Source organism: Gordonia sp. GN26 (genome assembly GCF_054823965.1).
In genome coordinates, this window is the sequence record NZ_JSYC01000053.1 from 1 (window position 1) to 13,974 (window position 13,974).

The window sequence follows — 13,974 nt, forward strand, 5'->3', positions numbered from 1 at the left end:
CGCCGATTCGTGACCGACGGTGACGAAGTCGCCCGGCGCTGCGGGTCCGTCGCCGTCGGTGGGAGCCATGCGTCAGGCGTCCTGCGGTTTGGCCAGCGGGAACGCCAGCGATTCGCGGATCGACTGACCGGTGATGAGCATGACCACTCGGTCGACGCCCACACCCAGACCACCCGTGGGTGGCATCGCGTACTCGAGTGCCTGCAGGAAGTCCTCGTCGAGCTCCATCGCCTCCGGGTCGCCGCCGGCGGCCAGGATCGACTGCTCGGTCAGACGCTTGCGCTGCTCCACCGGGTCGGTGAGCTCGGTGTAGGCGGTACCGAGCTCCACACCCCACGCCACGAGGTCCCAGCGCTCGGCGACGCCGGGCTTGCTGCGATGCGCGCGGGTCAGCGGCGACGTCGACGTCGGGAAGTCGGTGTAGAACGTCGGGAAGGTCGTGCGGTCCTCGCCGAGGTGTTCGTAGAGTTCCAGCACGATCTGGCCGGCATCCCAGTCCGGGCGGTGGTTGATCTCGAGACGATCGCAGACCGCGCGGAGCTGCTCGACGGAGGTCTCGGGGGTGATCTCCTCCCCCGCACCCTCGGACACCACCTCGTGGACGGTCTTGACCGGCCACTCGCCCGAGATGTCCACGCGCACTTCGTTTCCGTCGGCGTCGGTCCGGATGATCACCGGTTCGCCGTAGGCCGCTGTCGCCGCGTGCTGGATCATCTCGCGGGTGAGGTCCAGCATCTTGAGGTAATCGCTGTGCGCCTCATAGGCTTCCAGGCTCGTGAACTCCGGGTTGTGACTGAAGTCGACACCCTCGTTGCGGAAGTTGCGGCCGATCTCGAAGACCTTCTCCACGCCGCCGACGCACAGGCGCTTCAGGTAGAGCTCCGGCGCGATCCGCAGGTAGAGGTCGAGGTTGTAGGCGTTGATGTGCGTCTGGAACGGTGTCGCGTTGGCGCCGCCGTGGATCTGCTGCAGGATCGGAGTCTCGACCTCCAGGAAGCCGCGCGCGGCGAGGAAGTCGCGCAACGACTTCACCACCAGGCTGCGGATCGCGAGGTTCTTCCGGCTCTCCTCGTTGATCGCGAGGTCGACGTAGCGCTGGCGCACCCGGGCCTCGGGATCGGTGAGGCCCGCCCACTTGTCCGGCAGGGGGCGCAGGCACTTGCCGTTGATCCGCCAGGCGTCGATCAGGATCGACAGTTCACCCTTGCGGCTGGTGCCGACGACACCGCGCGCCTGGATGAGGTCGCCGAGGTCGACGTCGGTACCGAAGTCGGGAGTGCCCGGGATGACCCGCGAGTCCTCGACGAGGATCTGCACCTCACCCGACCAGTCGTGCATGTCGGCGAACACCACCTTGCCGAAGTCACGCAGACGCGTGACGCGGCCGGCGACGGTGACGACGGTGCCCTCCGGTTCGGACCGTGCCTGCGCGATGGTGTGGGTCGGCTGGTCGGCGGGCGGATACGGATCGAAGCCACGCTCGACGAGCCGGTCCATCTTGTCCAGACGGACTCGCACCTGCTCGGGACGGTGCACGACGGCCACCTCGGGAGTCGCTGCCTCCGCTTCGAGTTCGGCGATCAGCGCCGGCGCGTCGACGCCGGCCGGGATCGACGGCTGGCCCTCGGAGTAGTGCCTGGCCCGCCCGAACGTGGGCAGGGTGATGAACCCTTCGGTGACGATCGCGGCAAGGCCGACGCGCGGCAGGATGCGGTTGTCCTCGAAGCACAGGTAGCGCGACTGCCAGTCCGGCAGGTACTTCGCGTTCGACTTGTACAGCGACTCCATCTGGAAGAACCGCGAGCCGAACATCAGGACGGAGTAGCCGGCGCGCATGACCGGGCCGGCACCGATCTGCGGCCCCTGCTCGAAGAAGGCGCGGAAGGCGGCGAAGTTGAGGGAGACCTCGGTGATGCCGAACTGTTCGGAGTTGCGGCACAATTCGGCGACCATCGTCTCGACGACGCCGTTCGGTCCCTGGCGATCGCGTCGCATCAGGTCCAGGGAGGCGCCGCGACGGCCCCACGGGACGAAGGAGAGCATGCCGACGACCTTCTCGTCGGGGCTGCCCTCGCCGACGACGGCCTCGACCAGCAGGCAGTCGTCGTCGGCGCGATCGCCGATGCGCGACAACGCCATCGCGAAACCGCGTTCCTCGTCGGTGTCGCGCCAGTCGTCGGCGCGCGCGACGACCTTGGCCATCTCGGCGTCACCGATCTCCCGATGACGCCGGATACGCACTGTCACACCGGCTCGTCGGGTGCGGGTGACGGCCTGGCGCACGGCCTTCATCGCCGGGCCGCTGAGGCTGAACTCACGGGTGTGCAGGATGGCCTCGTCGCCGATGTTCAGCGAGATGAAACCGGCGGCGTCGTAGGCCGCGGCGCCGCGTGCGCTCGACCCGATCGAGGCCGGGTGCCAGCCGTACTTCTCACAGAGCGTGAGGAATTCGGCGATCGCGTCGGGCCAGGATTCCGGATCGCCGATGGGGTCACCGCCGGCCATGCCGACGCCGACCTCGACCCGGTAGGTGATGGCGGCGCGGCCGTCCGGCGAGAACACGACCGCCTTGTCCCGGCGGGTGGAGAAGTAGGCGAGCGAATCGTCGTCGTTGAAGCGGGTGATGAGCGCGCGGATCAGCGACTCGTCCTCCGCGGTGATCAGCCAGCGCAGGCGCTGCGACCGGAACAGCACGACCGCCGCGGCGATCAGCGCCAGCGCGCCGAACAGACCGAGCAGACCGTTGACGAAGACGTGCGTGTGGCGGCCGTCGAAGGAGGCGTCCTGGTCGATCGCGCCGAAGGCGACCACGCGGTTGAACGCGTACGGCAACCGATCTGCGCGGGTCAGCGTGTGGGGGAAGGCCCAGACGAGCGCCCAGCCGAGCAGCGTCGCGATGCCGAGACCGACGACGAGAGTGGCGAACGACGCGGGGATCGCCCCGCGCCGGACCCGGGTGTGGAACTGCCGATAGGTGGCCAGCAGGAAGATCAGCGCGGCGAGGTCGATGACCAGGCCGATGTAGATGTTGGTGCGGTCCCAGGCCGTGACGTCGAGGTCGTCCTCGAGCGACGGGATCAGGTACAGCACGTTGCCGACCATGAACAGCACGAGGTAGATCACGCTGATCCACCAGGCGATCCGCTTGCGTGCCGACAGCGCGACGGCGATCAGCGCCAGGACGAACGCCCACGCGAAGCTCGTGTCGGGCAGGGTGATGATGTAGTCGTCGACGTAGCGCCGCGGGTCGTGGATCAGCCGCCGGAATGCCGGGATGAGGCTGGACAGCAACGCGATCGTCGCCAGGACGCCGACGACGGTGCCCGCGACGTGCGGGGCGTTGCGACCGAATCCGGTAGGGCGCCTGATCTTGTCGAGGAGGACGAGCGAGCGTCGATCAGCCGCGGTGGGAGTCCGCCGGAGTGCCTCGGGATGTTCGTCGGGGCTGGACGGGTCGACCGGCGCAAGGGGTGTGTCGGTGGCCATGCGTCGACGGTAGTCGTCCGCGGAGGCGCGCTCCGGCACTCCACGCTGATTCGAGCATGCGGCGGCACATATCTGCGTCGATACCGGTGCGCTCGTGCCGGTGTGGCCGACTCCGCGGACACGGGGCATGATCGGGACCGTGTACGACGTGACGATCCGCGACGACTCCATCCGCCTCGGCCAGTTCTTGAAACTGGCCAACCTCATCGAATCCGGCGCCGAGGCCAAAGAGGTCATCGCCGACGGTCTGGTGACAGTCAACGGTGAGGTCGAGACCAGGCGGGGTCGTCAGCTCACGCTCGGCGATGTGGTCGAGGTGGGCGGAATGAGTGTGCGGGTCGCCCGCGAAGAGGCGTGAGCCCCCCGGACACCCGAAACCCCCGGTGTTGATCCCCCGTGTTTGATCCCCCCGGATCAGGAACGGACGCCGAGTCGCCTGAGTTCGGCGGGCGTGATGAGGCGTTCTGCTTCCGCGGGGAACGGCGATGAACTGATTCGACGGACGCCGAGTCGCCCCCCGGTGAGCGAATTCAGCAATGAGCCCCGGCGGGGCGAGTGAAATGTGTCAGCCAACTTCATGACCAATCACTTCCTGGTGCATTCACATTCGTTACAACGGACTCTGACTTTGACCTACTGTAGCGACACTACTCATCGCTGTCTCCAGGAATTCTCGTGGTTTGCACCACTCACCCCGAGCCCCGTCGACATGTGAGATCCACGTCCCCCGGTGTCCCGGAATCGTGGCTGTCGCATCTGCCGACTAGATCGATCATGGCATGCAGAGCGTTACGGTCCGGGTAGCGACGCGGCATCTACCAGCACCAATGCTACGCAGCGAACCCGGCGGCGTATGCCATCCATCCGGACGAATTCGCCCATCGCGTCGGGACCCGCCGGGACATCGGGCTCTGGTGGGTGGAAGCCGGATCCAGTAGGTTCACGTGGACCTTCACTGTTCTTGACCGAAAGTAGCGCCGACATGTCCGATATCGACGACCTCCTGTCCTGCCTCCCCTACGACTCACTGGCCCAACAGCTCGGCGTCGACGAGGACTCCGCTCGCGCTGCTGCCGGACAGGCGATCCCTGCTCTGCTCGCCGGTCTGCAGGCGCAGACCGCGAACGAGGCGTCGGCACAAAAACTCGTCGGCGCGCTCGCACAACACGACAACGACCTCGCGGCCGGGGAGATCCGCGTCGACGACGTCGACACCGCCGACGGCTCGAAGATCGTCGCCCACATCTTCGGCGACAAGACCCCGGAAGTCGCGGGCGCCGTCAGCAACCAGGTACCGGCCGCCGCCGTCGACCAGGGCCTGGTCCAGAAACTGCTCCCGATCCTCGCCCCGATCGTGTTGAGCTACATCACCAAGAAGGTGCTGGGCGGAGGTGGCGGTGCCCAGGCCGGCACCGGTGGCCTGGGCGATCTGATCGGCAGTGTGCTCGGTGGCGGCAACAGCGGCGGTGCTGCCGGAGGACTCGGCGACCTGCTCGGCGGGATGCTCGGTGGCGCAGCCGGCGGCAGTGCCAAGCAGGGCGGCGGCGATCTCCTCGGCGGCATCCTCGGATCGATCCTGGGCGGCCGGAAGTAGATCAGGCCAGGCCGGCGAGGAACCGGTTGGCCCAGGTGACGGCGCTGACGCCGGGCTTGACCTGGAAGTCGCCGTAGGTGCCGTGCGATCCCGACTGCAGGAACCGGTTGAACGAGATGATCTGCTCGCGCGCCCGCTTGTTGCCGAGTTCCTGAACGATCGCGCCGGGGCCACCGAGCGTCAACAGCTCGCGCACGATCACCGCCGCCTCCGCCTGGTACTGGAGGATCTGGCTCGGCGTCGGGTCGCTGGTCTCGGCCAGGTAGCCGGCGATGCGGGTGATGTAGAAGTCGCGCGGCGTGTTGCAGTACATGTCCGACGGCTCGCAGAGAGTGAACGCGCGGGGCAGGACCCAGCCCATGCCGTCGAGGCGGGGCCCGCCGCTGCCCTCACCGCGCAGGGCCGGGCCCACGACGTTGTCCTTGCGGGAACGTCGGGGATCGGAGATCAGCACGACGCCGGCGACCTGACCGGGGCGGATCATGGCGCGGCCGGTGCCGGTCTCCGACGCGAGGTCGCCCGCGGCGTCGGCGCCCTGGCTGTACCCGACCAGAGCGATCCGGGTGCCCGGGCATCGCGCCAGCATCTGCAGGGCGAGGCCGCGGGTGTTGGCGACGGCCTGCGCCTTCGACTTCCCGTAGATCGCCTTCTCCCACGGGAACGCGGTCGCGTCGTAGCCGACGTACTGGACCTTGGTCTCCGGCCCCAGACCGGAGGTGACCGCACCCAGGACGCCCGGGCTGACGCCGTTGGACCAGGTTCCCGGAACGGCGAGGACGTAGATCTTCGGGCAACCGGCCGGCGCCGCGTCCGCACGCGGCGTGCTCAACCCGAACCCTCCCAAGACCGCACACAGCAGAGTGCACATGATGGCGAGGATTCGACGCATGGGCTGCCCCTTCGATGGATGGATTGCGATAGCCCGAGTGTATGGCCGCGCCCCCCGGGCGTGTAGCCGAGAGAACGAAACTCCCGCCCACCTTTTCGGTGAGCGGGAGTTCTCGTTCGTGGTGGCCGTCAGGTCAGCGCTGGGCGACCTGGGTCGGCACGATCGGGGCCGGCAGATCCGACGCACCGGTGAGGTACGCGTCGGCGGCCGCGGCGGCCGAACGACCCTCGGCGATCGCCCAGACGATCAGCGACTGGCCACGACCGGCGTCACCGGCGACGAACACGCCCGGCTGGCCGACTGCGGCGAAGTTGTTGTCGCGCTTGACGTTGCCGCGGGCGTCGTAGTCGACACCCATCTTGTCGAGGAGATCCTCGCGCTCCGGGCCGACGAAGCCCATCGCCAGCAGGACCAGATCGGCCTCGAGCTCGAAGTCCGAGCCCTCGACCTTCTCGAAGCGTCCGTCACGCATGACGACCTCGTGGGCCTTCAGGCCGGTGACCTTGCCGTTCTCACCGAGGAACTGCTCGGTGTTGACCGAGAAGACGCGCTCGCCGCCCTCTTCGTGCGCCGACGACACGCGGTACATCAGCGGGTAGGTCGGCCACGGGGTCGACTCGGCCCGCTCGATCGGCGGCTTCGGCATGATCTCGAACTGGTGGACGATCTCGGCGCCCTGACGCAGCGAGGTGCCCAGGCAGTCGGCGCCGGTGTCGCCACCGCCGATGATGATGACCTTCTTGCCCTTGGCCGTGATCTGGCCCTCGACGGTGTCGCCGAGCTGAACCCGGTTGGCCTGGGGCAGGAACTCCATCGCCTGGTGGATGCCGTCGAGCTCGCGGCCCGGGATCGGCAGGTCGCGACCGATGGTCGAACCGTTGGCGAGGATGACCGCGTCGAAGTCGGCACGCAGCTGCTCGACGGTGATGTCGACGCCCACGTTGACGCCGGTGCGGAAGACGGTGCCCTCGGCCTCCATCTGCGCCAGACGGCGGTCGATGTGGCGCTTCTCCATCTTGAACTCGGGGATGCCGTAGCGCAGCAGACCGCCGATGCGGTCGGCCCGCTCGAACAGCGTCACGTCGTGTCCGGCACGCGTGAGCTGCTGTGCGGCAGCGAGTCCGGCCGGGCCCGAGCCGACGACGGCCACCGACTTGCCGGTCTTCTCCGACGGCAGGACCGGGGTGACCCAGCCGTTGTCGAAGGCGTTGTCGATGATCTCGACCTCGACCTGCTTGATGGTCACCGGCGGCTGGTTGATGCCGAGCACGCACGACGCCTCACAGGGTGCCGGGCACAGGCGACCGGTGAACTCCGGGAAGTTGTTGGTCGCGTGCAGACGCTCGATGCCGTCGCGCCACTGGTCCTTGTAGACCAGGTCGTTCCACTCGGGGATCAGGTTCCCCAGCGGGCAACCGTTGTGGCAGAACGGGATACCGCAGTCCATGCAGCGGCTCGCCTGCGTCTTCAGGTGATCCTTGTCGAAGTCGGTGTAGACCTCTTTCCAGTCGAGCAGTCGCAGCTCGACCGGACGACGGTCGGGCAGCTCCCGCTCGGGGTGCTTGAGGAATCCTCTGGGGTCAGCCACGTGCGGCCTCCATGATCGCTTCGTTCACGTCTCGCCCGGTCTTCTCCGCTTCGGAGATGGCCAGCAGCACGCGCTTGTAGTCCCGCGGCATGACCTTGGCGAACTTGGTCTGGGCAGTGTCCCAATCGGCGAGCAGCGCTGCGGCGACCGGGGATTCGGTCTCGGCGCGGTGTTCGTCGATGATGGCGGCGAGGAACTCGATGTCCTCGGCCTCGAGCGGCTCGAGGTCGACGAGCTCGGTGTTGAGGTTGTCGGCCAGCTTGGCGTCCGGGTCGTAGACGAACGCCATACCGCCCGACATACCCGCCGCGAAGTTGCGGCCGGTCTCGCCGAGCACCACGACGCGTCCACCGGTCATGTACTCACAGCCGTGGTCGCCCACACCCTCGACGACCGCTGTCGCACCCGAGTTACGGACGCAGAAGCGCTCGCCGACGATGCCGCGCAGGAAGATCTTGCCCGCGGTGGCACCGAAGCCGATCACGTTGCCGGCGATGATGTTGTCCTCGGCGACGAAGTCGGCCGGCGCGTTGCGCGCCGGACGGACCACCAGGCGGCCGCCCGAGAGGCCCTTGCCGACGAAGTCGTTGGCGTCGCCCTCGAGGCGCAGCGTGATGCCCTTGGGGACGAAGGCACCGAAGCTGTTGCCCGCGGAACCGGTGAAGTCGACGATGATCGTGCCGTCCGGCAGACCCTGTGCACCATAGGTCTTGGTGACCTCGTGGCCCAGCATGGTGCCGACGGTGCGGTTCACGTTGGTGATCTTCGACGTGAACGACACGCGGGTGCCGTGGTCGATCGCGTCGCGGCTCTGCGCGATGAGCTGCTGGTCGAGCGCCTTCTCCAGCGAATGATCCTGGACGCCTGAGCAGTACAGGTCCTGGTTCATGAACGGCGATTCCGGCATGGTCAGGATCGACGTCAGGTCGAGCTTGCCCGCCTTCTCCGACTTCCAGTGCGCCAGCGCCTTGGTGGTGTCGAGGGCCTCGACGTGACCCACGGCCTCCTGGAGGGTACGGAAGCCGAGGCGTGCCAGCAGCTCCCGGACCTCTTCGGCGATGAACAGGAAGAAGTTCTCGACGAACTCCGGCTTGCCGGCGAAACGCTCACGCAGAAGTGGGTTCTGGGTGGCGATGCCGACCGGGCAGGTGTCGAGGTGGCAGACGCGCATCATGACGCAGCCCGAGACGACGAGCGGTGCGGTCGCGAAACCGAACTCCTCGCCACCGAGCAGCGCGGCGATCACGACGTCGCGGCCGGTCTTCATCTGACCGTCGACCTGGACCACGATGCGGTCGCGAAGACCGTTGAGCAGCAGGGTCTGCTGGGTCTCGGCGAGACCGATCTCCCACGGCGCACCGGCGTGCTTGAGCGACGTCAGCGGCGACGCACCGGTACCACCGTCGTGACCCGAGATGAGCACGACGTCCGCGTGTGCCTTCGACACACCGGCGGCGACGGTGCCCACGCCGACCTCGCTGACGAGCTTCACGTGGATGCGCGCCTTGGGGTTGGCGTTCTTCAGGTCGTGGATCAGCTGGGCGAGATCCTCGATCGAGTAGATGTCGTGGTGCGGCGGCGGCGAGATGAGGCCGACGCCGGGCGTCGAACCACGGACCTCGGCGACCCACGGGTACACCTTGTGCGGCGGGAGCTGGCCGCCCTCACCGGGCTTGGCGCCCTGCGCCATCTTGATCTGGATGTCGGTGCAGTTCGACAGGTAGTGCGAGGTGACGCCGAAACGTCCCGACGCGACCTGCTTGATCGCACTGCGGCGCCAGTCGCCGTTCTCGTCGTGATGGAAACGACGCGGATCCTCGCCGCCCTCACCGGAGTTCGAGCGACCGCCGAGACGGTTCATGGCGATGGCCAGGGTCTCGTGGGCCTCGGCCGAGATCGAGCCGAAGCTCATCGCGCCGGTCGAGAACCGCTTGACGATCTCGCTGGCCGGCTCGACCTTCTCGATCGGGATCGGATCGCGGTCACCGAAGTTGAAGTCGAAGAGGCCGCGCAGCGTGCCCAGACGGGTCGACTGGTCGTCGACCATCTTCGTGTACTCCTTGAACACCCCGTACTGGCCGGTGCGCGTGGAGTGCTGCAGCTTGAACACCGTGTCCGGGTTGAACAGGTGGTACTCGCCCTCACGGCGCCACTGGTACTCACCGCCGACCTCGAGCTCGCGGTGCGCGCGCTCCGAGGGCCGGTCGCTGAACGCCAGTGCGTGGCGGGCGGCGACGTCGGCGGCGATCTCGTCGAGACCGATGCCGTCGAGCTGGCTGATGAGTCCGGTGAAGAACTCGTCGACCGTCGCCTGCGACAGGCCGATGACCTGGAAGAGCTGTGCGCCGGTGTACGAGGCGATGGTCGAGATGCCCATCTTGCTCATCACCTTGAGCACGCCCTTGCTCGCGGCCTTGATGTAGTTCTTCTTCGCGGTGGCGAAGTCGACGTCGCCGAGCACGCCGCGCTCGACCATGTCCTCGATGGACTCGAAGGCCATGTACGGGTTGACCGCTGCCGCACCGAAGCCGATGAGCGTGGCCACGTGGTGGACCTCGCGGCAGTCACCGGACTCGACGATGAGGCCGGCGCGGGTGCGCTTGCGCTCGCGCACCAGGTGGTGGTGCACCGCGGCGGTCAGCAGCAGCGACGGGATCGGCGCGAGGTTCTCGTCGGACTCGCGGTCGGACAGCACGATCAGGTTGGCGCCGTCCTCGATGGCGGCGCTGGCCTTCGCGCGGATCTCGTCGAGTGCCTTGCGGAGCCCGGCACCACCCTCGGCCACCGGGTAGAGGCCGTGGATGTGGACGCTGCGGAAGTCCGGCAGCGACTCGTTGTCGTTGATCTGCACCAGCTTCGCCAGTGTGTCGTTGTCGATGACCGGCTGCGGCAGCTCGATCTGGCGGCACGACACGGGGCTCGGGTTGAGCAGGTCGGCCTCGGAGCCGATGGTCGAACCGACGCTGGTGACGACCTCCTCGCGGATGGCGTCGAGCGGCGGGTTGGTGACCTGCGCGAACATCTGCTGGAAGTAGTCGAACAGCATGCGCGGGCGCTTGGACAGCACGGCGATGGGCGTGTCGGTGCCCATCGAACCGAGTGCCTCGGCGCCGGTCTTGGCCATCGGCGCGACGAGGAGGTTCAGCTCCTCGCTGGTGTAACCGAAGACCTGCTGGCGCAAGGTGACCCGGTCGTGCGGCATGTGCACGTGCGGCTGCGCCTCGATGTCGTCGACGGCGACCATGCCCTTGTCGAGCCACTCCGCGTACGGGTGCTCGGCGGCCAGCTCGTCCTTGATCTCCTCGTCGTCGACGATGCGACCGGCGGCGGTGTCGACGAGGAACATACGGCCGGGCTGCAGACGCATCTTCTGCACGACGTCGGCGTGGTCGATGTCGAGGACGCCGACCTCGGAGGCCATCACGACGAGGCCGTCCTTGGTGACCCAGATGCGGCTGGGGCGCAGACCGTTTCGGTCGAGCACGGCGCCGACGACGGTGCCGTCGGTGAAGCACACCGACGCCGGGCCGTCCCACGGCTCCATGAGCGCCGAGTGGTAGCGGTAGAACGCGCGGTGCTCGGGCTTCATCGACTCGTGACGCTCCCAGGCCTCCGGGATCATCATCAGGACCGCGTGCGGCAGGCTGCGGCCGCCGAGGTGAAGCAGCTCGAGCACCTCGTCGAAACGAGCGGTGTCGGAGGCACCCGGGGTGCAGATCGGGAAGATCTTCGACGCGGCGTCGGCACCGAAGGCCTCGGTGTCGATGAGCGACTCGCGGGCCCGCATCCAGTTCTCGTTGCCGGTGACGGTGTTGATCTCACCGTTGTGGGCGACGCGGCGGAACGGGTGTGCGAGCGGCCACGACGGGAAGGTGTTGGTGGAGAAGCGCGAGTGGACGAGGCCCAGCGAGCTCTCGACGCGCGAATCCTGCAGGTCGACGTAGAACTCCCGCAACTGCGGGGTCGTCAGCATGCCCTTGTAGACGAAGGTGCGGCCGGACAGGGACGGGAAGTAGACGGTCTCGCGGCCGGGGCCGTCGGCGCCGGCACCCTTGTTGCCGAGCTCGTACTGCACGCGCTTGCGCACGACGTACGCGCGGCGCTCGAGCTCCATGCCCTCGGCGCCGCCGATGAAGACCTGACGGAACGTGGGCATCGCGTCGCGGGCGAGCGCACCGAGCGAGTTCTCGTTGGTGGGCACCTCGCGCCAGCCGAGCAGGGTCAGCCCCTCGGACTCGATGACCTTCTCGACGCCCTCGCAGGCGAGGCGAGCGTCTTCGGAGCCCTGTGGGAGGAAGGCGATACCGGTCGCGTAGCTGCCCTCGGCGGGAAGCTCGAAGTCAACCGTCTCCCGCAGGAAGCGGTCGGGAACCTGGATCATGATCCCGGCACCGTCACCGGTGTTCGGTTCGGCACCCGCGGCACCGCGGTGCTCGAGGTTGACCAGGGCCATGATCGCCTTGTCGACGATGTCGCGACTGCGTCGTCCGTGCATGTCTACGACGAACGCCACGCCGCACGAATCGTGCTCGTTGCGTGGGTCGTAGAGACCGACCGGTCCCGGAGCCTGCTTCATATTCGCCTCACTTTGCGTGCGAAGGGGTGCACGCACTAACCGTCGTCAATGTTTGGGGGCCACCCCCGCCTGTCTCACCGGCTCCGTTGCCGGCCTGATCGCCTAGCGGACCTCGCTGTCCCCCACAGCTTCGTCTTCTGCCGCCCCTGGGGGCTGACCCGGGGCAGAGCGGACAATCACATGGCGGTGGGCCCCGTCAGCGCCGTTGCTGACGGATTCCTCCGGGCCGCATCGTCGGGGCCCGAACACCCTGCTCATCTCGGCTTTGCGCGCAGCACTTCAGAGGGCGCCCGCGGGCTGCCGCATGAGCATTGTGTGTCATTTTTCCACGTGGGGTGCCCACTATCGAAATCCGGCTACCACAACGACCGCCCTACTGCACGTCAGAGGAGAAATCGGCGTGTACCGACATCACCGCGAGGCACCTGCCGTGTGAGCCGCCTGCCCCGTACGTAACGACACGGAACCATCGTGGCAGCCACTCGGTCGCGGCCGGGTCGCGGTCCGGTGACACCCCCCGCGATTGCCGCGCTTCGGACACCCGGCGCCGATACCGTCGGGTGATGAGCGTCACCTCAGTGCCGGGCGGTGCCCCGTCCCCGTCCACGTACGACGAGAACCCCTTCGGCCACCTCGGTGTGGACCCGCACGGTTCCCGTCGGTCACGTGCCGTCAACGCCTACCTCGCCCGCGTGACCTGGCCGATGATGCTCGCCGCGCGGCGCAGCCATCCGCGGGTGACGGCGCAGATGATCCAGCGGGCCCGCCCCGGGCTCAACCTGACCATCGAACGGCTCAGCCCGCCGCCGTCGGGAACGAGGGTCGGGCCTGTTCGCGAGACGTTCCGCGGAGGCCAGATCCGCGGTGAATGGGTGACGGGGCGTCGTGCCGCGGAGCCGCGGCCGGGCACCCGGGTCATCTACTACCTCCACGGCAGCGGGTATGTGGTGTGTTCTCCACGGACACACCGCGGGCTCGTTGCGCGGCTGGGCAACCTGACGGAACTGTCGGCGTTCAGCCTCGACTACCGGCTCGGTCCCGAACATCCGTGGCCCTGTGCGGGAAACGATGCGATCCGGGGTTACCGATGGCTTCTCGCGCAGGGTTATCGGGCCGAGGACATCGTGATCGCCGGCGACTCCGCGGGCGGACACCTCGCGCTCGACATCCTCGCCGTCAACCACGCGACCCGCACGCCGCAGCCCGGTTCGATGGTGCTCTTCTCCCCGCTCTACGACCCGACTTTCGATCTGGCGGTGGACAATCAGCGCAGCGGAGTCCACGACCCGATCATCAACGCGGTCACCGCGCGCAAGATCCTCCGTCTCTACACGCGGACCGCCGATCCCGACCACCCGCGCATGCGCATCCGGCTGACCCCGGAGATGACGCTCCCCAAGACCCTCATCCAATACGGGGCGCTCGAGGTCATGGGTGCCGATGCCCGGGCCACCCACGCCGAGATCGTCGGTGCCGGTGGCGTTTCGGTGATCCAGGCGTGGCCCGACCAGGGCCACGTCTTCCAGTTGATGCCGCGGTTGTCCTCCGAGGCCCGCCAGGCCGTGGAGACCGCCGCCCGGTTCATCACGGTGACGGCACCCACCCGCACCGACACCGCGAGCTGAGGCGCCGAGCCCGGAAACGACACAACGGCCGGTGACGACATTGGGAGATCGTCACCGGCCGTGCCGTGTCCATCCGGACGAGGACCCACGAGGATCGCCTCCACCACCGGGGATGGTGGACACGGTATGGAGTGATCCTCGACCCGTCGGCGTGATGGACACGCCCGGCGGCGCCGTCGCGCTACGTGGGGGGCATCGCGCGCGGCGGCGCCGTCC

Annotated in this window: 7 protein-coding genes; 3 read left to right on the plus strand and 4 right to left on the minus strand. The window is 67.9% G+C overall.

Features of this window, described 5'->3' with window-relative positions; all coding sequences use genetic code 11:
- Nucleotides 1-72: 72 nt before the first annotated feature.
- On the minus strand, nucleotides 73-3,486 hold the full coding sequence (gene lysX, locus OK17_RS12930; RefSeq protein WP_461417679.1) for a bifunctional lysylphosphatidylglycerol synthetase/lysine--tRNA ligase LysX: 3,414 nt from the start codon (nucleotides 3,484-3,486) through the stop codon (nucleotides 73-75).
- A gap of 127 nt (nucleotides 3,487-3,613) precedes the next feature.
- On the opposite strand from lysX, the gene OK17_RS12935 reads away from it, so the two are divergent.
- Nucleotides 3,614-3,844, plus strand: a complete 231-nt coding sequence (locus tag OK17_RS12935; protein ID WP_232718347.1) for an RNA-binding S4 domain-containing protein — start codon at nucleotides 3,614-3,616, stop codon at nucleotides 3,842-3,844.
- A gap of 624 nt (nucleotides 3,845-4,468) precedes the next feature.
- On the plus strand, nucleotides 4,469-5,080 hold the full coding sequence (locus OK17_RS12940) for a DUF937 domain-containing protein (RefSeq protein ID WP_461417680.1): 612 nt from the start codon (nucleotides 4,469-4,471) through the stop codon (nucleotides 5,078-5,080).
- A gap of 1 nt (nucleotide 5,081) precedes the next feature.
- Here OK17_RS12940 and OK17_RS12945 read toward each other — a convergent pair whose 3' ends face one another.
- From OK17_RS12945 to gltB, 3 genes are all read right to left on the minus strand, one after another.
- Complete coding sequence (locus OK17_RS12945) at nucleotides 5,082-5,969, minus strand: cutinase family protein (protein WP_461417681.1); 888 nt, start codon at nucleotides 5,967-5,969, stop codon at nucleotides 5,082-5,084.
- A 133-nt stretch (nucleotides 5,970-6,102) separates the two neighbouring features.
- Nucleotides 6,103-7,557 (minus strand): glutamate synthase subunit beta, encoded by a 1,455-nt coding sequence (locus OK17_RS12950; RefSeq protein ID WP_232718344.1) that lies wholly within the window; start codon nucleotides 7,555-7,557, stop codon nucleotides 6,103-6,105.
- The gene (gltB, locus tag OK17_RS12955; RefSeq protein ID WP_232718343.1) at nucleotides 7,550-12,133 is read right to left on the minus strand and encodes a glutamate synthase large subunit; all 4,584 of its coding nucleotides are present in this window, start codon (nucleotides 12,131-12,133) and stop codon (nucleotides 7,550-7,552) included. The genes OK17_RS12950 and gltB overlap by 8 nt, the downstream gene beginning before the upstream one ends.
- A gap of 563 nt (nucleotides 12,134-12,696) precedes the next feature.
- Between gltB and OK17_RS12960 the strand changes: the two genes are divergently transcribed.
- A complete protein-coding gene (locus OK17_RS12960) occupies nucleotides 12,697-13,758 on the plus strand; it encodes an alpha/beta hydrolase (protein WP_232718342.1) in 1,062 nt (353 codons plus the stop codon).
- Nucleotides 13,759-13,974 lie beyond the last annotated feature (216 nt).